Raw genomic sequence first — 20573 nt, forward strand, 5'->3', positions numbered from 1 at the left:
GGAACTGAAAGAAGGACAGATGAAAGGTTCTCCCTGCTTGATTCTGTTGCTCAAACAAACTGCCATTTGGGAACGGATTCAGGCAGATTGTCTCCTTGACTTGACATAGTAGGTGAGTAACGAGAGAAGCAATGAAAACAGCTATGCTGGGCTTCGCCCAGGCTGTGCGTGACTTCATCACGGCTCTGCATTCCTCCGAAATGGCTGTGCGCCTGCGGCGGAGAAGAACGGGATTAGAGAGTCGAGAAGGCGAGAAAAAACTATGCTCGATCCGTTGTTGGTTATAGGTTGTCGGTTGTACGTGGCTTTGCAAGCCAAGAACTGAGAGTAAAGAGGCCGAGAGTCCGAAATAAAAGCCGGGTTGCGAGTAGCTACCCGGCTATTTTTCCCACAGGGGCAACGTAGATAGTGAACTCTTCCTCACCATCGACACCAAGAAATTTGTCCATTTTGTCCTGACTATAAGCTGCTATGGCACAGGTCCCAGCTCCAATTGATTCGGCAGATAAGTATAGATTTTGACACACATGGCCTATATCAATCGCAATAACTTTGTGAGAAGTGAGGGAATATCTCCATTCAGTGCGATAAGGAATTGCAGTCCAGATAAAGGTAACTGCACAATAGCCGACAAAATGCTGATTCAACGCGGCTTCTACAATCTTGTCTTTCATATTTTCGATTTTCTTGACAAAAAGCAGAGAATGCTCAAGGGGAAGATATCTGTAAAGTGCAGGTTCCAGACCTTCCACGTTATGAACAGCCAGATAAGTTTCAAAGGGATGCCTTGAACCAGCAGAGGGAACGGTCCTAAATGTTACCTTTCCCTGATAAACCTCCCTGATTCCCTGGGTGCTCCAGAGCAAGAAAGACAGTTCTTCCAGGTTTAGAGGTTCTTCTGTAAACCTTCTTCTGCTTCTTCGCCTGTGAACTACCTCTCTTAATGTCATGTTGCCTAACTGGATATCCTCAAAAGGAATCAAGGGAATAACCTTCCCTTTTTCATCAAAAGGCTTTTCAAAAGGAGGTTGCGGCAGGCCCTTTTTCTGATCGGTCATCATATTCTGTCTTTTTTCCCATAGTGTAGACTTCAAAAACTCCCGTCTTTTCTTGCATTCGTTCATGTTTATTCCCCCCATCTAATCAATCATCACTTGCCTTTGTTAGAGAGAAAATGAGATTTGCAGAAAACCCAACAACAGCAGCCAGTCCCAGACCCTGAAGAACGAAATTGCCAATTTCCAGTCTAACGCCACCAAGCCCTGAGACCAGCATCAAAGCGGCAACAATTAGGTTTTTTCCATCAAGCTTTACTTTGTTTTGAACAAGCGTCTTTATTCCAATAGATGCTATCATACCAAAAAGCAAAAATTCAATGCCACCCATTACTGATTGAGGTATTGATTGAACTAGAGCGCCAACTTTGGGGATGAATGAAAGCACAATCGCAAATATTGCGGCAATTCTCATTACCCAGGGGTTGAATACCTTTGTTATCGCAAGAACTCCCGTGTTTTCGCTGTAAGTTGTGCAGGCAGGGCCACCTAAAATTCCCGCTGTAGCAGTGGCGATGCCATCGCCCATGAGAGTGCGGTGCATACCTGGGTCTTCATAAAATTTCTTGCCAGCAATGGCTGAAACAGCAAATATATCTCCAAAGTGTTCTATGGATGGCGCAATAGCGACAGGTACTATCACCGATATGGCGAAAAGTGAAAACTTGGGCATGATGAACTCAGGAGCACTTACCCATGTTGCGCCTGTGAGATTTGTGAAACTCACTTCGCCGAGAATTGCAGCGGTGATATATCCAGCAACAATGCCCCAGATAACTGGAACAAGCCTGTTAATGCCTTTCAGATACAACCTTGCAAAGACAGCAACACCAAGTGAGATCAAGGCGACAGTCCAATTGGTGCTTGCCATTTCCACCGCAACAGGACTGAGAATAAGCCCTATAAGCATAATCATTGTTCCTGAAACAACAGGCGGGAATAACTTCTCAAAGCGCCTGATGCCAATGAGTTTTATTATGTAGCCGATTAATATCTTCACCACCCCAGCTATTATTATGGCCCCGGTAGCATAACCAAGCATGGGTGCAAGATCAATTCCCTCTGAGAGGGCTTTTTGAATGTCGTCGTATTCATAACCAGCATTGTTCAAATAATACAGGGTTACCGCAATCATAGGGGAAATATATGCGAAGCTTGAACCGAGAAAAACGGGTACCTTCCATTTCGTTACCGCATGGAATATAAGAGTTCCCACCCCGGCGGTAAATAAAGCGAGATTTACCGGAATTCCGGTGAGGTATGGAACGAGAACCGTAGCACCAAACATTGTGAATGCATGTTGCAATCCCAAAAGTATAAACTGCCAGCGTTTCAGGTCTTTGCTTCTATCATATTGAGCTTCGACCTGCAAATAATCGCTCTTCTTCTCCATGGAAACCCTCCGTTCTACTGGTTAATATATTGAGATTATACACGAACCAACAATACTATCTTGAAGTGCGATACCGTGATATAATGCTCATATGAAAAGATTAGTGGTTCTTTTGTTTTTTCTGGTGGCTTCCGGGGTTTTGATGGCTCTCATTATTACTTCGCCAGCATCTGATTCTGTTCAATTCAGCTGGTATACTGGCGAATCCATCCGTTGTGAATTAGAAGTCTATAACGATGATTTTTCAACGCAAGCAACTGAATCAAATCCTTCAAAGTTCCATGTACACAACATTGGTGAATTAAAACCCGACTCAAATTATCATTACCTCATCAGATGCAATTCTTCAGATGAAATAATGATTGAAGGAAGTTTTTCCATACCTTTAAATCCCGGTGATGAGTTTGAATTTGCTGTTTATGGAGATTCAAGGAGCAATCTGTCCGTGCATGAAAAAGTTGTCAAAACCATCGCAAAGAAAGAACCTCTATTTGTTATACATACCGGTGACATCGTTTATTCGGATAACCGATTGAACGACTGGGAAGATTTTTTCAAGGCAACCGAGCCTTTTGGAAGCACATTGTTTTTACCGGTGATAGGCAATCATGAAAAAGAAGCCCGGAACTATAAAGCCTTCTTTGCGCTTCCCGGAAATGAAAGCTACTATTCCTATCGAGCAGGGGATTTGCTTTTCCTTATGCTGAATACCAATGAGCGTTTTGACAGATATTCAAAACAGTACAAATGGCTAAAATCACTATTGAAAAGCGAAACTGCCAAATTCACCATCGCAGTCTTTCATCACCCTGCATTTAGCTACGGCTCTCATGGAGATTCCTTTTTCGTGAAAACAATCCTTGTCCCTCTTTTTGAAAAATATGGCGTTGATCTCGTGCTTACCGGGCATGACCACAATTACCAGCGAATAGAACATAATGGCATAACCTATATTGTAACAGGCGGTGGGGGCGCTTCGCTTTATGGTATCAAAGACCTTTCAGGGCCAACAGCAAGCTTTAAAGGGCATCATTTCGTGCTCTTTGAATACGATTCAGGTTACCTAAAAGGCATTTGTTATGATACAAATGAAAATGTTATAGACAGCTTCGACTTATTTCCCCGCTAATTTCGTTAATAAACCCGCTCAATTCTTCTTGAATGTTCACGTGCAAATTTCATTTGCAGTCTTTCAGCAAGTATAATCGATATGAAGCCATCCAAAAGAAGGAGGGGCAAAGGTGAAGGTATTATCTTTCAAAGATGCAGGTGAATTGATTCTTGAAGGTTCTATTTTAATGATAGGCGGCTTTCTTGGATGCGGTACGCCTGATAAGCTCATAGATGAGCTAATTGCTTCTGGCAAGGGTGAGTTTACTGTTATAGCCAATGACACCGCTTTCCCGGACAAAGGAATCGGGAAGCTCATAGTGGAAAGGCGCGTCAAAAAAGTGATAGCATCCCACATTGGTACAAACCCTGAAACCCAGCGCCAGATGATAGAGAAAGAGCTTGAAGTCGAACTCGTTCCTCAGGGAACACTGGCAGAACGGGTACGTGCAGGCGGCGTTGGGCTGGGTGGAATACTCACCCCCACAGGTGTGGGCACAGTGGTTGAAAATGGGAAGCAGAAAATAGTCATAGCTGACAAAGAATATCTTTTGGAGCTTCCACTAAGGGCCGATTATGCATTGTTGAAAGCAAAACGAGCAGATTACTATGGAAACCTCCAGTTTTCATTGACCGCGAGGAACTTCAACCCGCTCATGGCCATGGCGGCGGAGAAAGTCATAGTTGAAGTGGAGGAAATAGTGCCTGTTGGAAGCATTCCCCCAGATTCAGTGCACATACCCGGGGTTCTCGTAGATTATGTAGTAGTGGGGAGGTGCAAATGATGGACGCGAAAGAGCTCATAGCGAGAAGAGTAGCCCAAGAACTCAAAGATGGATACCTTGTCAACCTGGGGATAGGGATACCCACGCTTGTGGCCAATTACATTCCCGCGGGGATACACGTGTATTTTCAGTCGGAAAACGGGATAATCGGAATGGGTCCCGTGCCACAGGAGGGCATGGAAAACCCTGACCTAACAAATGCCGGGGGTCAGTATGTAACGGCACTTCCAGGTGCGATGGCTTTTGACAGCGCGATGTCCTTCGGGATAATAAGGGGAGGGCATCTGGATGTAACGGTGCTTGGAGGTTTGCAGGTAGACGAAAAGGGGATACTGGCGAACTGGATGATACCCGGGAAGAAAGTCCCTGGAATGGGAGGGGCAATGGATCTGGTAACGGGTGCGAAAAGAGTGATAGTGTCTATGACCCACACAGCAAAGGGTAATCCAAAGATAGTTAAGAAATGCAGCCTGCCTCTCACATCGATAAGGCCGGTGGATTTGATAGTGACAGATTTAGCGGTGATAGAGCCAACAGAAGAAGGGCTTGTATTGAAAGAAGTGGCCCCCGGAGTGAGCGTTGAAGAGGTGCTGAAACAAACAGAAGCGAAACTCATAATCCCCGATACTGTCCCTGAAATGAAATTGGGGTGATTTTATGAATGCCTTTGAGATAGAGGAATATCTTAACGGTATTTTGAAGCCATGGAATTTTGAAGACTTCTGCTTCAACGGGATTCAAATTGAAGGAAGCAGAAATGTAAAAAGAGTTGCTCTGGGTGTATCGTTCAATCTTGCCTTTATTGAAAAAGCAATTGGCTGGAGTGCTGATATGCTGCTGGTTCATCACGGGATTTTCGGAAAGGATTTTTTCAAACTGCGCGGATATCTAAAAAAAAGAGTAGAAAAGGTATTGGAAAATGGATTGACCCTTATGGGCTATCACCTGCCTTTAGATGCTCACCCTGAATGCGGAAACAACGCTCTGATAGCGAAGGCCCTTGGGTTGGAGATTGAAGAGCCTTTTGATGTAGGATATATAGGCGGTTACAATACCCCCATAGAAACCAGCACATTTCTTGACAGGCTGAGCAAGCTTCTTAACCGAAAGGACTTACTATCTTACGTGAATCGTCCGACGGTACAGAAAGTATGCGTGATCTCCGGAGGAGGAGCGAGTGATATTATAAAGCTGGAAGGAAAGGTGGATACCTTTATTACCGGTGAGGTAAAAGAGCATATACGCGATCTTTCAAGAGAAATGCAAATAAACTTCATTAATGCCGGGCATTATGCAACGGAAACTTTTGGAGTGAAAGAAATCGGCAAGCTTCTGGAAGAAAAGTTTGGTCTCGAAACGAGATTTTTTGATATCTACAATGAAGTGTGAGAGAAGAGCCGTAAGGCGAGAACGAGAGCCGAGAACGTCATTCAGTTCGTTGTAGGTTGTGGGTTGTAGGTTGTAGGTAAAGCGCTGGCGATCGAGAACCGAGAGTCCGAGAGCAGAGATTCGAGTTACGAAAGAAGCAATGAAGACAGCTATACTGAGCTAAAGCTCAGGCTGTGTGAGACTTTGTCACGGCTCTGCATTCCTCCGAATGGCTGTACGCCTGCTGCGGGTTCGTTGTTTGTTGTAGGTTGTTGGTTCCTATTTTATGATTCGGTACATCTTTAAGCCATCTCTTCTTCCCGGTTATTCGCAACTCACCTACTATGTCAAGTCAAGGAGACAATCTGCCTGAAACCGTTCCCAAATGGCAGTTTGTTTGAGCAACAGAATCAGGCAGGGAGAACCTTTCATTTGTCCTTCTTTCAGTTCCCTGCGTGCTTGTTTTTGTTGTATAATTTGACTGAGGGCTCTTGTTCCCACGCGAGGACAAAAAGAGTTCCTCATCGTAGGCTTTCAAGCCTTTTAGCATGGCGAAGGCTATCTTGACGAGGGTATTCGCCAATGCTCTGAGGGCATGTCCAAAGGACTTGCCCTCCTTTATTTTCCTGGCATAATATCCCCTCATCCACGATCCCTCGTTCACCGCACTCAGTGCCATCATATGCAGAACCCCTTTCAGGTTCCTGTCACAGTGTTTCCTCATCACGCATTTGCGGTAGTTCCCGCTTTGGATTATTACAGGCACTGTCCCGCAGTATTTCTGGAAATTCCTGTAATTCTTAAATTCGTGGTTGAGAAATGCCGCCACCAGTGCTACACCCGTTACTGCTCCCACTCCCGGCAGGCTCAATATCACCCTGTATTTCGATTCTTTCAAATTCCTTTCCATTTCCTTTTTCATTTCCTGCTTTCCTTTTTCCACTTCGAGAAGGTGTCTGGCAGCATTTGCCACCATCATGAGGGTGTATTTTGTAATATGCCATTCCCTCTTTTTGAGTGCTTTTGCCTTCTCCCTCAACGAGTTCGTGAAAGCTATCTGGTTCTCTTTGAAGTGGCTGTGTATCTCTTCAATGGAGAGGTTCTTGAGTTCATCCGTGATGCTGAGCAGAAGAATTTTCCCCTTGTTCTTTGTCCAGTTCCCCATCTCTTCGACAAACTCCGGGAAATGATCGTGTAATTCGTTGTGCAGTTTGTTCTTCAATCTGGAGGCTTCGTCTTTGTAATACCTGTAAGCTCTCAACTGTTCCCTGAATGACCTGCCTTCTTCGTTGTTTCTCGCCCTTATACAGTATTCTGGATGTTCACTGTATGTCAGTGCAATGCTCCTGGCATCGAGTGAATCTGTCTTTATCCCGTTGGAATGATAGCCCCGGGCTTCTTTCGACCTTTTCGGTGGCAAGAGATAAACTTCTCTCCCTTCGGAAAGAAGAAAATCGCTTATCCTGTTGAAACTCTCTTCAATGACAAAAACAGCTTCTTTGGATACTTCATTGAGTAATTCCCTGTAACCTTCTTTGTTGTCTTTGATTCTCCAAATCTTGTCCTTCTCGATGGAATAACAGATGTGAAAGTCCCATGCCCAATCAATTCCCACAACATCCATGTCGATTCCTCCAGAAAACATTGTGCAGTCAACGAGTACTGGTTAACCGATGTAGCGTTCCTGGGTTTCCCCGGATATCCTACTATTGACCCTCTAGTACTCCCAGGATGGAAGAGGGATCCTGAGACACTGTAGCTCTTTGGCTAATCGACTCTCTGTTCCTCTCTTCCTCCTGATTGCCTCCTTTATTTTATCCTACATCGAACCACGTTACTCGGTTTTCCTAACAACCCACAACATACAACCTACAACCGATAACCCACAACCTCCAACGGTACTTATAGTTCCCCAACTCATTCCCAGGGGAATACATATTGGCTAAGTTCCAGCTCATCTCTTAGCTGTGTAAGCTGTTTTCTCAACGCATTGTTCAATGGAGCTCCTTTGTCTTTTCTTTCAAGCCAGGCGAGATATTCTTTTTCCCCGGCTGTATAAATTCTTTCGGCTCCCGGGGCTTTCTTAGAGTTCCTCAATGCTCTCAGGATTTCGCCGGTTGTCTTTTTGAAGCTCTCCAGATCGGTGAAGGCTTCTATATCAATAGCAATGAAAAAATGCCCCAGATTGTAGGGGATTCTGTTTCCATTTTCATCAAAACCGGAGAGCATTTTCAAAAAAGCTCCGCCCTGGAGGGCTGCTGAAAGTATTTCAACTACAGTTGCATAGCCATATCCTTTGTATCCAGCAGTTTCTTCGCCGATGCCACCTAAGGGGACAAGTGCTGCAGTGCCCTTTTTCAAATCTTCCAGTATTTGAATCGTATCTGTTCGAGTGTTGCCATCCTGGCCTATGACCCAGCCTTTTGGTATTTCTTTACCAGCCCTTGCGTAAACTTCTATCTTTCCGCGTTGAGAGACGCTTGTAGCGCAATCTAATACAAAAGGGAATTCTTCATCTGTAGGCATTCCAAAGGTGAGAGGATTTGTGCCGAGCATAGGTTCAATGCCAAAAGTTGGGGCGATGGAAGGTCTCGCATTTGTCCCGGTAATACCTATCATTCCAGCATCAATGGCCATCAAAGCGTAGTATCCTGCTATTCCGTAGTGTGTGGAATTTCTGACTGCAACCATACCCATTCCATATTTCTTAGCCTTTTCTATGGCTAAATTCATGGCTTTGTACCCAACTACATGGCCCATTCCGTTATGGCCGTCGACAACGGCGGTTGTAGGAGACTCTCTTACAATCTCAAATTTCGTGAAAGGGCTTTGAATGCCAGCCCTGATTCTGTCAACATAGATGGGTTTAAGTCTTCCCACACCGTGGGAGTCAATCCCTCTTTTGTCTGAGGTGATGAGAACGTTGGCACAGATTTTTGCGTCTTCTTCGGGAACCCCAAGTTTCACGAAAACATCTGCCATGAAATGTTCTAAAGTATCAAAATCTACCCAATAGACATCTTCATAAATCATTGAATATTCCTCCTTTCTTAAAAGAATATAACATTATTTATAGCATTGATTGATAAAAGATGAGCTTTCATGTTAGGATTTGTACATGAGATGGTTGAGTAGTAGTTTTATAAGATTTCTGCTTGGTATAGCGCTTTTCTTTTTGCTTGTTACTTTATTAGAAGCTTTGAGCAGGCCAGAGGGAATAGAGCTCTCTGGTGAATGGAAACTCATTCACCCTGATGGAAATGAAGAACACGTAGAAGTTCCTTTTTACAGAATTGTCGATAATCAAGGAATATACACAGCCGTAAAAACCTTTCCGCGTTACAAGGGCGACGCAATAATGCTTTCGTGTGTTTCTAACCACGGGATGAGGATATATCTCAATGGAACGTTGCTAAAAGAAATCGGGGATTTTGAATCCGGGACTGCAAATATATGGAACTACTCTCATCTTGTTCGATTAGATGAAGGTTTGCTAAAGGATACAAATACCTTAACACTGGAAATGAAGGTCGCATATGATGTAGGAATACAGCGGGCTCCCTTGATTGTGAAATATGCAAAAGTGAGTTGGCGCAATGGAATATTGAATTTCTTTATTAGCGACATATATCTGCTTGCTATGGGCGGGGGAATTATCCTTGGTGCTGTTTTGCTGGTTTTTGGTCTTTCAGTCCCTGGGGATCATGTCCACTTCGTTTATATTGCAACTGCATCGTTATTGTCTTCAGTCTTCTTGCTGGAATTTGTCTATAGGGAAACCACAGGTAATATGGATTCGCTACTGTTGTTTGAGAAAGCCACCCTTGCAGCTGGACTGGTGGCAATAGCCTTTTTGGTTCTGGGCGTGTCGAAATTCGTTGGAGCAAAGAGAAAGTTTTCGATTTTAATTTTTGCATCTAACCTTTCTGGAGTTGTTTTTTTCTTTTTAATTCCAAACTTGATAACCTTAAAAAAAATGCAGATTGTTTATGATCTTCTTTTTGTGGTTAGCGCTATAACTTTGGCTATTATGGTTTTTAAGTATAGAAAGAAATATCTTATCTTTTCAGCAACTTTTTTCTCAGCCGCAATTTTATACTCTGTAATCGCTGAATTAACAGGGATTCAGGGCATATATATTTCTGGTTATGGTGTTCTTATAGCCTCACTTGGTTTTGGCGTAGCGCTGATAGAAAATTACAGAGACATTTATAAAAAGGTGGAATTGATCCATAAGAAGTCACTTATAGACCCCTTAACGGGGGTTTTCAACCGGGGTATCCTTCAAGAAATTCCCGATTTTAACGACGATGTTGTGGTCATGATAGATCTTGACAATTTCAAGGAGATAAACGACAAATACGGGCATGAAGCTGGCGATAAAGCGCTTGTTACATTTGTGGAAAAGGCGAGGGAGAACTTAAGGAAAAAAGACATAATAGTGCGATATGGTGGTGATGAATTCCTGCTTATCTTGAAAAACTGCGATGAATTTGAAGCCCTTGATATTGTGAATCGAATAACATCGGCACTTGAAAACATCTCTAGATTGAAATACTCGTATGGTATCGCGCGAATTGAAAATGACCTCTATGATGCCATCAGATTGGCAGACGAAAGAATGTACAAAATGAAGAAAGAAAATCAAAGCTCTTCCTTAAAATGAAGGGTATTTTCACAGACTTTTTCGAGCAAATTGAACAGCTGTTTTTTTTCATTGCTCGAAAATCCTTTTAACGCTTCCCGAGAGAATTTATCACTGATTTTTTTAAATCTTTCCTTTAATTCATGCCCCTTTTTAGTCAGAAAAACCCTGTTTACCCTTTTGTCCTCCGGGTCTTCTTTTACTTCAACCAATTTGAGTTTTTCAAGTTTCCTGACTAATCTTGTTGTGGTCCCTTTATCTACACTAAGGTAATCACTCAATGATTTTTGGGACATTCCTTCTTTACAATAAAGGGCCATAAGGAGAAAAAAATGCCCGCTTCCAAGCGAGAGCTCTTCAAGTTCTCTGTCCAAGTAAGTTTTTAAACTTCTTGTGATTAACGTAATTTCCCTTCCGAGAGATCTTGAATGCTTCATATTTATCCCTCCCACGCTGCTTTTCCTATTTCCGATTTGAGATTCCTTATCTGTTTTATAAAAAGCACAAAGGTAATTAAAAAAGCAGAGACATCAGCAATGGGGAAAGAAAACCACACGCCATCAAGGCCAGCAATATGAGGAAGAACGAGAACAATTGGAATGAGAAACAAAATCTGCCTTGCCATAGATAATATAAGAGCTGGAAAGGCTTTCCCGAGGGCTTGGAACATGCCAGCGCCTATGACCTGAAAGCCAATCAGAGGGAGCATGAGAATTACTTTTCGCATAGCATCGCTTCCTATGAGAATTAGTTCGCTGTCCTTTGAAAATATGCCTATTAAAAATCCGGGAAAGCTGAACAAAAAGGTGAAGGCAAGGATGGATATAATTGATTCGGCTATTGTGGCCAATTTAATAACTCTTAAAACCCTGTCGAGTTTTTTAGCGCCGTAATTGAACCCCAATATAGGCATAAATCCCTGATTTATACCGAACATCGGCATCAGAAACACCATTAATAGCCTGTTTATTACCCCGAACACAGCCACTGCTATATCTCCGCCGTATGCAACCAGGGTGTTATTCATAATTATTCCGAGCACGCTGCCCGCTGCTTGTCTCACAAAAGCCGAAAACCCTATTGCAAAGGATTCTTTTATTATAGGTATTTCAGGTTTGAGATCATGGGATTTTATGTGTAAAAGGCTTTTTCCGCTCAGAAAATAATACAGCAAATAAAAGGCCGTTGTTGCCTGTGATATGACCGTTGCAAGGGCCGCTCCCTTTACACCTAGATCCAGACCGAAAATAAATATAGGATCCAGAATGATATTCAATATTGCGGATATGAGCATGGTATACATGGCAACCCTGGCGTTTCCTTCTGCTCTGACAACACTGTTTGTTGCCATGGCGAAGGAAAAGAAGAAAGTACCAAAGAGGATAATGCCAAGATAGTCGGCAGCATACGGCATTATTGTTGGACTAGCTCCTAACAAAGTCAATATTGGTTTCAGGAAAATTAGCCCCATTAACGCCATAATAAGGCCAAAGAAAATAACCACCGTAAAAATATTCCCGGCTGTTCTGTTGGCTTTTGGTTTGTCGCCTGCTCCTAAGCTTCGGGAAATTATGGAAGCGCCGCCAATACCTATGAGCTGGGCAAAAGCCATAACAAATATCTGGACAGGAAAGGATATCGTTATGCCCGCTATTCCAAGGGACCCGACACCCCTTCCAACAAAAATCGTATCGACGAAATTGTATAAAGCCTGTACCAGCATGCCTATCATAGCAGGCACTGACAGTTTAACAAGCAGTTTTCCGATTCTCTCTTCAGCGAGCATACGTTGTCTGTCCATTATTCCAACCTCCATTTCTATTGCCCATTATGCTACCACATAATAGTTGTAACTGCAACTATTATTTTCTTTGGGTTTTATCAATTTTCAATATACCGGGCATATCAGATTAACAGAAGTGTGAGTAAATTGCTTCAAAGAAAATATACAGGGGATGAACCGATGAATTACAGAAAAACTCAAAACCTATCTTTTGTTGAAGGCATAGCTTATAATGCTGCCTTTATACTCACTCAGGGGTTTATCATCACAGGGCTTGCTTTCCAGTTTAACACTACTGAGAGAATCCTCGCTATAATTGGTGTTATTCCTATGATTTCGCAAATGCTTCAAATCTTTTCTCCAAGGCTTTTCAAAATCAGTGGTAACAGAAAACGCGCGATGCTCATTTCAGCGTCCATAGCGAGATATTCTTTTATTGTTATTCCGCTATTTTTGCTGTTGAATTTGAGAAACCAGTACCTACTGCTCATGTCATTGCTTATATTTGGAGCTTTCAACAGCTTAACGGGCAATTTCTGGATTTCCATCATGAAAGACATAATTCCAGAAGAAAGGGCAGGCAGGTTTTTTGGATTGAGAAATTTGCTCATTTCTTTATCATCTATGATTTTGCTTTATTTTTATTCCATCCTGATAGATTCTCTTGGTGATCAAAAAGGGTTCTTGATTGTGGCTGTATTAGGAGCGTTCTCGTCAGTTATTTCACGCTTTCTCCTTGGAAAGTATGATGATCCGCCGAAAAAGACCCTCATCAGTGGAAATATTTTTTCTAAAGCCTTCAAAGATGAAAGATTCAAAAAATTTCTTTTCTTTGCTTTTTTCTGGAACTTTACCATCGCCCTTGCCAGCCCCTTTTTTTCCTATCATCAGATTGTCAATTTAAGACTGAGCTATTCTTATCTCAGCATTCTTGGGTTTATCGCAACCGGTGTCTCTATGCTTTTCTATTTTTTCTGGGGAAAGCTTGCAGATAGGATAGGGCATCAAAGCATTGCGGAATTTTCTGTTTTCACGGCTTCCCTCTTACCCTCTATGTGGCTTTTCATGAATGAGCATACATTCAAAATCCTGCTGCCTGTTGACTCCATTGTAGGCGGAATGGCCTGGAGCGGTATAAACCTAACGCTTTTCACCCTTTTGCTCGGAATAGCCGATGCTTCCAATGTGGAAGCTTATTTTGCTGTATTTTCCTTTTCCAGCGGATCAGGCGCTCTGCTTGGTGCATTGGCAGGCGGTTTTATTGCCAGCTGGCTAAATTTGTTCAAATTTGAACTCTTTGGGATGCCTTTTTATGGAATCCAATTTTTATTCCTTGCCGGGGGTGTTTTCAGAGGCATCTCCTGGCTTTTGTTGAAGCAAGTCAAAACGAGAAAAGAAATTTCCATACCCAGGTATTTCTTTTCAACAGTTTCAATTCTTGGCAGAAGGGCTGTTTCCAGGCCATATGAGTATGCTCCCATCATAGCGAAAGCCCGTGAGTCTTTCAAAAAAAGAATAGCCAACAAGAAGACAATGAAAGTTGAAAAGGAAAACCAGAAGTATATTCTATGAGTTTTAGACAGCATATCTGAAAATATATGCTTAAATATATCAGTCGTATGATATATTAGACAAAACAAGTCCAATTTAGTGCGACCGCATCAAAAGCGATTATCATAAAATTACAAAAGCCAATTAAAAAGCAAATAAATTTCACTTTTTGGTTTCCAATCTGGTGCAGATTTCTATTCATAATTTCTCTTAATAAAGAAGTGAAGTTCTGTATTGTAAATCATACGATTGTATATACGACTGTGCCTGTCGGAATTGATTTCTTTTGTATATAAGCGAATTATAAAAATAAAAAAAACCGATATAAATCAAATATATATTCCAGAAGAAACTAACGGGGAATTTTTTTTGAGAGATTTGATAGAAGTCCTTGAGCTTATTGTTGTTTTATTGACCTGGCGAGTTTGGAATCGAATGTATTTTTTTAAGTATTGCTTTTCAGAAATCAATAAATGTTTCCGCTTTTTTTGCTTCAACTTGAGAGCTGCTGAACACATTTTGGCCTTTAGCTCCCACTATTAGAAGAATATGACAGGCCTCAGGGCTTATTTTTATATTGGTTTTATAAAGCTTTTAATAATATTCAATATCTAAAAGCTTGTCCTAAAAGCATGTAAAGGTAGAATGAGAATGTCAGATTGATTTACATATATTTATTTTCATTCCGGGCTTTCAGGCCCATAAAAGGGGAGGTAGGTATTATGAAAAGGGTTATCCTTATTCTTGCATTGGTGTTAGCAGCAGCTCTTATTTTTGGCTATGATTGTGGCATTACTTCAGCTACTCCAACAGAACCGGGTACATGGGTAAGCTTCAATCCAGGTCCTGCAACAGGGCAAACGGATCTATTTTTCACGATTTTACCTCAAATAGCCATCAGGATACCACCTGCATTTGATTACGGTGAACTCTGTATTGAAAGACCTGAAGAGTTCAACGGCCAGAGCTTCTACATTGATATCAAGAAAAACTGCCCGATTACCATTGATGCACTTGTGAGTTTCTGGATGTGGAAAAATGATCAATGGAATCTTATTACTGAGCTGGATCCTTACTTTATCCTGTTACTTGTTGGCAGGACAGCCCACATATGGGATGGAAACGGCTGGGTTGTAGATGGTTTCACCCCAATGACTGAAGCTTTGCCCTACTGGTACGAGCACAATTGTTATGACACCTTCTGGTTCAAGCTCCAATTTAGTTATGATTACGTTGTATGCCGTGACTGGTGTCTCAATTTCATAGCTGCGGAGTACAAAGCAACTGTAATATTCACCATTACTGGAGAACTTGATCCTTGATTTTTTACCTGAAGTAAAACCCGGGCTTTTGCCCGGGTTTTTTTTGCTAATATGCACATTCTAAAAAAGGCGTAAAAAGAAATTCCAACTCTGCTGAACAGATGAATCGGAAAGCCTGAAAACATATAATTGAAGTACAGACAAGAGAGGGGGAAAGTATATGAATATAAAAAAGATCTTGCTCGTTGTTTTTTTTGCCGCTTGCATAGTTAGCGCAACCCTTGCTGCTGATACCGGGGAGGAACAGCCCACAGTGACTCTGGTATTCCAGGAAGATGACCTTATTATGGTGTTGAGCGAGATAACCTTGCAAACTGGCATTAACATTGTGGCCGATGATTCCGTTGGTGGTGCGGTTACCGTTGATCTGGAAGATGTCCCTATTGAATATGCCCTTGATGTTATTTTAAAGCCCAGGGACATATATTATAAAAAACTCGACGGCTATTACTTTGTGTGCCTCGCAGACCCAAGAGCAACCGGATTCAGAAGGATATCTGAAACGGAAGTGGTGAAATTGAACAATATAAAGACCGATGAGCTATTAAATCTCATTCCAGGATACTATACAAAGTTCCTTAATATTGATGCAGCGAGCAACCGGGTAACCATTACAGCACCCCAGGAAATAATAAATGACTTCAAGAAAATCTTGCGTGATATAGACACGCCAAAAAAGCAGGTTAAAGTGTCAGTTGTGGTTGTGGAGATTGCCAAAGAGCTCATAAAGGAGCGTTCTCCTCTCAATTTCTCGCTCGAGCTTCCTCAGGATATTTCCGGAATCGACTGGAATGGCATGAAACTTGAATGGGGAAAGGATCCCTTTAAGATAAGCGCTTCCATATATGATTGGCTGATGCTCAACATGAAGGTGCTTGAAGCGAATAACCTTGCAAAGATGCATAGTGATCCAAATATCATGCTTCTTGACGGCGAGACGGCGAACATATTTGTAGGCGAAACCAAGACTATAATTACAGGCGAAACGGGAACTTCCAACAATATAAATGTTGGCGTATCCATAAATGTAAGGGCAAAAATTTTCCCTGATTTTATTGAAATGTATCTGAATCCTGATGTGAGCCATTTCACAGAAAATACTTCTGAAAGCATAACTGTTTACAGGAGTGTAGCGAGCACTACAATCAGGGTTTCCTCCGGTGAAACGGTAGTTATTGCGGGTTTGACATTGAAAAAAGAAGTAGATACCCTTTCAGGTATTCCTTTGTTGAACAAAATCCCTCTTTTAAGGTTCCTTTTCAGCGGGAAAAACGACAGCAGCTCTGAGAGAGAACTCATGATATTTGTCACACCTTACATCCAGGGGATGTGATAAACATGTTGAAGAAAATATATTTTGCTTTGTTTGTTTTCATTGCAATTTCTGTTTTGAATTTCGCTTTGCCCATGGACGAAGCATTGAACATACCGGGGATGATTCTTTATGAGTTCGGGATTGTAGATGTCTCAAACGAATTGCAAAACAAGATCGATCTCGATAAATTGGCCATTATAACTGGAAGTTCGGGAACCAATTTTTTATCCTTGATTCCCGTAACAGATTCCAGCGGAAAATTAATCCTGGCTCTCAGGAGCGTGTTTGCAGAACTAACTCATAGCGTATCTGAAGAGTATTATCATATAGAGGTTGCCCCCGAAATCGTTACGACTATGGGTAACCCCGGTTCCATAAGCGTTCAAAAAGACAAATTTTACATCCCTGAAAATGCCTATACCAATGAAGTGATATTGCTTTCAGTTCTGCCCGAAAGAGAAAGCTCAGACAACCAGTTCTTCTCAAAAATAAGCGTCTATATTGCAGGCCGTTATGCTGTTAATCTTGCAACCACTATCAAGCACAAAGAAAATGAATGGGTGCCTGTGGCTCTTGTCAGATTTAGTGAAGGTCAAAGTTCCAGTAATACCTCCGGCGAAGCTGAGAAATCACAATACCGATACACCGCTCTTTTCCTTAGAGCTAAGGCTTTTGGATTCACAGAAACTTCCAGAGAAGAACTCTTTGTCTGGTCCGATATGTCTGGCCTTGACAAGCTCTTCAACACGACGGAAAATGACAGACCTTATCAAAATAGTTTCGTCGGATTTCTCTTTGGATTTAATCAATCTGGCTTAAATGATTTTTCAGGAAATGGGGCTATTCTCGTAACCAAGGACCTGCTTCTGGGAGCCGGATTAAACTTCGATACGCAGAATTCCTCCATGTCCTCTGCCACATTAATCGTTGGTATTACAGGCGAAGACGGTTTACTGCTTAAGCTATATGGGGCTTACCTGTTTAACGAAACGTCTGAAAGAAAATTGAAATTGTCTCTCGGATTTGAAGACAGCACGCACCCTACTGAAGTGCTTAAACTCAGGGCAGCGTGGTACCCTTTAACGGTTTATCCCTTTGAAACAGGTGAAAGCGTTATTGAATTAGCAAATTACTGGTCTTTTGAAGCTGGATTTGTTGGAAAAACTGGATTTATGATTTCATCAAAGATAGAAGGGCAACCTGCTCCAAGCAAAATATCAGCGAAAATCGGGTATTCAACAGGCAATTTTGAATTCAGTATAGGTTTTTCCTTTGAGCTGAATTTTTGAGAATGAAGCACATGCGCTAAAGCCTTAAAGGCTTGATTCAAATACCAGATAATCGTTGAATGTATTTAGCTCGAAAGACTTTGATTGGACTTTGCTGACATTGAATGTTTTGAGGAGGGTGTTGAACTTCTCCTTGTTTCTGAGTCTGTTTTCTACCATATTTGCAAGGGATTTCTTCCCCTCTGTGAGAAGGATGTAGATATTTTGCTTATCAGCAGCCACTGCATCACCCTGGCGGAGCGCTGAAGTGATAAGAAGAATTAATTCCTTTCTAGCCCTTTCGTTAAGCCTATCAAAGCCTTCAGGTTGCAAAAAGAGAATACATGCGCTGGAAGTGCGTTTCAAAGACTCGAATTTCGCAAATTCCTTGAAAGTATTCACATCGATCAAAGCGGCCCCGCCTTTTTGGTTCACCATATTTTGCTCTTTTCCGTAATGGGTCTCGATGCTTTCCAGAGAGGAGAGTATATCCTCGAAATCTTTTGCGAACTTCTCATTGTAATGGTTCTTCAAATGCTCCACATATCTCAGGTAAGTTTCGCGAGCTTCAGAAATCCTCCCCTGGCGTTTCAAGAGCCTAAGCTTGTACTTTACCGCCATCTCGTTGTAAGGGGCTATTTCCATCAACCTCAGTGTGTAAAACATACATTCATTGTAATCACCTTTTTGGTAAAGAATATCCAGCAGCTCCACAAAGGCATTCATTACTATTTCCCGATACTCTGCCCTGATGGGTATTACCCAGTCATTGTACTCGTCTTCTTTCATGAAATCGCCTCTGTAAAGCAGAAGGGCATTTTCAAGATGCAGTATCTTTTCTTCAGTTGTTTCAGCCTTATTTGCCAGTTCAAGTTCTTCTTTTAGTTGCTTCGCATCAAAATAAATGCTTTCGTCCAGTTCCAGCCAGCACATCTGGCTGGAAGAACGGCAGATTTTTTTGCCGGTTCCTGGCTCAATTGCCTTATCAAAGGCATTCCTTACGAAGTACAGCGTGGAACTGAGGTTTTGTCTCGCGCGCTTTTCATCCATACCCGGCCAAAAGAGAGAAATGATCTCCTCTTTGCTCACCTTTTTTTCGTAATTTGCCAGCAAATATCTAAAAAGCTCTGCTCCTTTTTCCGATTTGCAATATTGCCTTAAAACATCCAGAGTTTTATGCATCACTCTGTATGTTCCAAAAGTAGTTATATCCAGCACCCTTTGCATACTTATCCCCCCAAAAGAATAAAACAATTAAATTAAATTACCATTCATTATTGGCTTTCGTCACCTGTGTTGTTCTTTATCTCAAACCCTGTATTTGCCTGCATAACGAAATTTTCGCCATCATAAACCTTCAAAACGAGAATGTAATTTCCCTCCTCTAAAGTTCCTTCCAGAATTGCTGCCATGATTACCTTTTCTTCTGGAAGTATCCAGCCTTCCCGTGAGGGTTCAAGTTCTCCTGAAAATACAGGAACGATTTCTCCCGGGTTGAATATTTCGTAAGTGCCCTTTATGTTTGCAAGATGCACTTCGCCATTATTCTCCAGTAAAGCGCTAAACAAGATTTCCTGATCTTCTCCTCTTTCGATATCTATGCTCAAGAGAGTTGCTGAAATAGTGGGTTCCCCTATTATCAAACTCAAAAGGAAATCTCTCGATATAATCGGTGTTGCGTCTTTTGAGGCAGTATAGACAAGCTTTCCATAGTAAGCCCCTTCTTGGGCATCAGCCGGGACCTTGAAAGTCAGCACTGTTTTTGATGATTTTCCAGGAGAAAGCGAAAACTCTTCTTTTCCCCTTAAAGTTGTCCAGGACAGGAGTGAATTTTCGTAATTGATTCTTATCTCCGAGAGGGCAACACTTACATCTACAGGTTCTTTGCCTTTGTTTGTAACGCTTACAAGTTCTGTTTTAACGCTTCTTGGCTTCAGGTGAAGGCTGATGTCAGGTCTTTCAAAGAGTAGATACAGTTCTTTTGGTTCAGGAAGGCTGAATTGTTCGCGATCAATCTGGAAGGATTTGGTGACGATTCTCTGCCGGTCGCCGTAATTAACGTATAAATGTACTTTATACTTGCCCGTGGAGAGGATTTTTGAAATCTTTTCACTAAACACCACTCTTGCATCTGGTACAAGCCATGTTTGAGTAATCCCTCTACTGGATGATTGACCCGTTTCAAGGTGCACTTTTTCTACCGTACGGCCATCAGGACCTCTTATCGCAGCGTCCAGGCTGGCAAAATAGTCCAGTGGAGAGTTGTTGTGGAATTTTACTGTGAGCACAGGCTCTTTGTTTTCGTCGGGGATTATGTCGAAATCCTCTATTTCATAGGTTTGCCTTAACCCGGGGGCGGATACCCTGAGCACTATCAGAACGGCAAAACGCACCTTTATAGTTATTCCTGTAACTGCTCCTTCTTCTTCAGGTTCAACCATTATAACGGAAACATATGTGCCTCTCGCAGTATAGGGGACTTTTACTTCGACGGATATGTTAGCGGAATAATATGCCCTTAAAAACACTTCCTCTGGAAAGGCAAACCAATTCAACACAGAATCTCTGCTGTCTTCATATTCGACAAACTCGTGTTTTCCATCCTCACGCTGTGTGTATTTTAGAAGCGTTAGGCTGACTTTTTGATCGACCTCCGAAGAAATTTTAAGAGGTATCAAGATCTTTTCACCGGGACTGACCTCTTTTTCAAAAGCCAGGGGTTGCACCTCTAGCGAAAATGCAACAGATGCGCATAGAACTAAGGAAATTATAAAAATGAAACGTGTCATTTGATACTGACCCCCTTTTCTAAAAAGACCCTATACCAAAATTATATTATTCTTTGTGATAATATCTTTTTCTTTTTTAGAGTCTCTAAAAAATGCACATATTTGCTGCAGCTGTCTTCCATTGCTAACTGTGCTTAATTCTGTGTTTTTTTTATATATTTTTTAGTTTTATAGGGTGTCTCGAAAATC

At 41.9% G+C, this 20573-nt stretch carries 17 protein-coding genes; 9 read left to right on the forward strand and 8 right to left on the reverse strand.

The annotated features are described in order from the left end of the window. Positions 1-371: 371 nt before the first annotated feature. Entirely contained in the window at positions 372-1124 is a 753-nt protein-coding gene (locus AT15_RS08965; RefSeq protein WP_068348680.1) for a SagB/ThcOx family dehydrogenase, read from the reverse strand. Between the two features lie 19 nt (positions 1125-1143). Then, positions 1144-2448 carry a uracil-xanthine permease family protein gene (locus AT15_RS08970; protein ID WP_084251685.1) on the reverse strand — a complete coding sequence of 435 codons (1305 nt, stop codon included), beginning with the start codon at positions 2446-2448 and terminating at the stop codon, positions 1144-1146. A 142-nt stretch (positions 2449-2590) separates the two neighbouring features. On the opposite strand from AT15_RS08970, the gene AT15_RS08975 reads away from it, so the two are divergent. From AT15_RS08975 to AT15_RS08990, 4 genes are all read left to right on the forward strand, one after another. Beyond that, on the forward strand, positions 2591-3577 hold the full coding sequence (locus AT15_RS08975) for a metallophosphoesterase family protein (protein WP_161484671.1): 987 nt from the start codon (positions 2591-2593) through the stop codon (positions 3575-3577). A gap of 112 nt (positions 3578-3689) precedes the next feature. Then, positions 3690-4343 (forward strand): acetate CoA-transferase subunit alpha, encoded by a 654-nt coding sequence (gene atoD, locus AT15_RS08980; RefSeq protein ID WP_068348687.1) that lies wholly within the window; start codon positions 3690-3692, stop codon positions 4341-4343. Beyond that, positions 4343-4996: a CoA transferase subunit B gene (locus tag AT15_RS08985; RefSeq protein ID WP_068348689.1), complete on the forward strand. Its 654-nt coding sequence runs from the start codon at positions 4343-4345 to the stop codon at positions 4994-4996. The genes atoD and AT15_RS08985 overlap by 1 nt, the downstream gene beginning before the upstream one ends. Before the next feature lie 4 nt (positions 4997-5000). Further along, positions 5001-5732, forward strand: coding sequence for a Nif3-like dinuclear metal center hexameric protein (locus AT15_RS08990; protein ID WP_068348692.1), 732 nt, complete (start codon positions 5001-5003; stop codon positions 5730-5732). Between the two features lie 331 nt (positions 5733-6063). On the opposite strand, the gene AT15_RS08995 is transcribed toward AT15_RS08990, so the two are convergent. Both AT15_RS08995 and AT15_RS09000 read right to left on the reverse strand, forming a co-directional pair. After that, positions 6064-7335 carry an IS110 family RNA-guided transposase gene (locus AT15_RS08995; protein WP_068348695.1) on the reverse strand — a complete coding sequence of 424 codons (1272 nt, stop codon included), beginning with the start codon at positions 7333-7335 and terminating at the stop codon, positions 6064-6066. A gap of 293 nt (positions 7336-7628) precedes the next feature. After that, positions 7629-8744: an Ldh family oxidoreductase gene (locus tag AT15_RS09000; RefSeq protein ID WP_068348699.1), complete on the reverse strand. Its 1116-nt coding sequence runs from the start codon at positions 8742-8744 to the stop codon at positions 7629-7631. 85 nt (positions 8745-8829) lie between these two features. Between AT15_RS09000 and AT15_RS09005 the strand changes: the two genes are divergently transcribed. After that, complete coding sequence (locus AT15_RS09005) at positions 8830-10377, forward strand: GGDEF domain-containing protein (protein WP_068348702.1); 1548 nt, start codon at positions 8830-8832, stop codon at positions 10375-10377. Here the strand turns inward: AT15_RS09005 and AT15_RS09010 are convergent. Together AT15_RS09010 and AT15_RS09015 are read right to left on the reverse strand one after the other, a co-directional pair. Beyond that, on the reverse strand, positions 10356-10793 hold the full coding sequence (locus tag AT15_RS09010) for a MarR family winged helix-turn-helix transcriptional regulator (RefSeq protein ID WP_068348705.1): 438 nt from the start codon (positions 10791-10793) through the stop codon (positions 10356-10358). The two genes, AT15_RS09005 and AT15_RS09010, sit on opposite strands and share 22 nt — an antisense overlap. A gap of 2 nt (positions 10794-10795) precedes the next feature. Continuing rightward, complete coding sequence (locus tag AT15_RS09015) at positions 10796-12157, reverse strand: MATE family efflux transporter (protein ID WP_068348708.1); 1362 nt, start codon at positions 12155-12157, stop codon at positions 10796-10798. Between the two features lie 162 nt (positions 12158-12319). On the opposite strand from AT15_RS09015, the gene AT15_RS09020 reads away from it, so the two are divergent. From AT15_RS09020 to AT15_RS09035, 4 genes are all read left to right on the forward strand, one after another. After that, a complete protein-coding gene (locus AT15_RS09020) occupies positions 12320-13711 on the forward strand; it encodes an MFS transporter (protein ID WP_068348711.1) in 1392 nt (463 codons plus the stop codon). A 701-nt stretch (positions 13712-14412) separates the two neighbouring features. Then, on the forward strand, positions 14413-15012 hold the full coding sequence (locus AT15_RS09025; RefSeq protein ID WP_068348714.1) for a hypothetical protein: 600 nt from the start codon (positions 14413-14415) through the stop codon (positions 15010-15012). A gap of 160 nt (positions 15013-15172) precedes the next feature. Further along, positions 15173-16345 carry a hypothetical protein gene (locus AT15_RS09030; RefSeq protein ID WP_068348717.1) on the forward strand — a complete coding sequence of 391 codons (1173 nt, stop codon included), beginning with the start codon at positions 15173-15175 and terminating at the stop codon, positions 16343-16345. A gap of 5 nt (positions 16346-16350) precedes the next feature. Beyond that, entirely contained in the window at positions 16351-17616 is a 1266-nt protein-coding gene (locus tag AT15_RS09035) for a hypothetical protein (RefSeq protein WP_068348719.1), read from the forward strand. 24 nt (positions 17617-17640) lie between these two features. Here the strand turns inward: AT15_RS09035 and AT15_RS09040 are convergent, their stop codons facing one another. Beyond that, positions 17641-18822, reverse strand: coding sequence for an AfsR/SARP family transcriptional regulator (locus AT15_RS09040; RefSeq protein ID WP_068348722.1), 1182 nt, complete (start codon positions 18820-18822; stop codon positions 17641-17643). 47 nt (positions 18823-18869) lie between these two features. Beyond that, positions 18870-20384 (reverse strand): COG1470 family protein, encoded by a 1515-nt coding sequence (locus tag AT15_RS09045; RefSeq protein ID WP_068348725.1) that lies wholly within the window; start codon positions 20382-20384, stop codon positions 18870-18872. Positions 20385-20573 lie beyond the last annotated feature (189 nt).

It is taken from the genome of Kosmotoga arenicorallina S304, from assembly GCF_001636545.1.
Classification (GTDB): domain Bacteria; phylum Thermotogota; class Thermotogae; order Petrotogales; family Kosmotogaceae; genus Kosmotoga_B; species Kosmotoga_B arenicorallina.

Bases quoted from the DNA above. Each gene is read 5' to 3' on its own strand.
- AT15_RS08965 (WP_068348680.1), bottom strand. From the start codon at position 1,124: ATGAACGAATGCAAGAAAAGACGGGAGTTTTTGAAGTCTACACTATGG.
- AT15_RS08970 (WP_084251685.1), bottom strand. From the start codon at position 2,448: ATGGAGAAGAAGAGCGATTATTTGCAGGTCGAAGCTCAATATGATAGA.
- AT15_RS08975 (WP_161484671.1), top strand. From the start codon at position 2,591: ATGGCTCTCATTATTACTTCGCCAGCATCTGATTCTGTTCAATTCAGC.
- AT15_RS08985 (WP_068348689.1), top strand. From the start codon at position 4,343: ATGGACGCGAAAGAGCTCATAGCGAGAAGAGTAGCCCAAGAACTCAAA.
- AT15_RS08990 (WP_068348692.1), top strand. From the start codon at position 5,001: ATGAATGCCTTTGAGATAGAGGAATATCTTAACGGTATTTTGAAGCCA.
- AT15_RS08995 (WP_068348695.1), bottom strand. From the start codon at position 7,335: ATGGATGTTGTGGGAATTGATTGGGCATGGGACTTTCACATCTGTTAT.
- AT15_RS09000 (WP_068348699.1), bottom strand. From the start codon at position 8,744: ATGATTTATGAAGATGTCTATTGGGTAGATTTTGATACTTTAGAACAT.
- AT15_RS09005 (WP_068348702.1), top strand. From the start codon at position 8,830: ATGAGATGGTTGAGTAGTAGTTTTATAAGATTTCTGCTTGGTATAGCG.
- AT15_RS09010 (WP_068348705.1), bottom strand. From the start codon at position 10,793: ATGAAGCATTCAAGATCTCTCGGAAGGGAAATTACGTTAATCACAAGA.
- AT15_RS09015 (WP_068348708.1), bottom strand. From the start codon at position 12,157: ATGGACAGACAACGTATGCTCGCTGAAGAGAGAATCGGAAAACTGCTT.
- AT15_RS09020 (WP_068348711.1), top strand. From the start codon at position 12,320: ATGAATTACAGAAAAACTCAAAACCTATCTTTTGTTGAAGGCATAGCT.
- AT15_RS09025 (WP_068348714.1), top strand. From the start codon at position 14,413: ATGAAAAGGGTTATCCTTATTCTTGCATTGGTGTTAGCAGCAGCTCTT.
- AT15_RS09030 (WP_068348717.1), top strand. From the start codon at position 15,173: ATGAATATAAAAAAGATCTTGCTCGTTGTTTTTTTTGCCGCTTGCATA.
- AT15_RS09035 (WP_068348719.1), top strand. From the start codon at position 16,351: ATGTTGAAGAAAATATATTTTGCTTTGTTTGTTTTCATTGCAATTTCT.
- AT15_RS09040 (WP_068348722.1), bottom strand. From the start codon at position 18,822: ATGCAAAGGGTGCTGGATATAACTACTTTTGGAACATACAGAGTGATG.
- AT15_RS09045 (WP_068348725.1), bottom strand. From the start codon at position 20,384: ATGACACGTTTCATTTTTATAATTTCCTTAGTTCTATGCGCATCTGTT.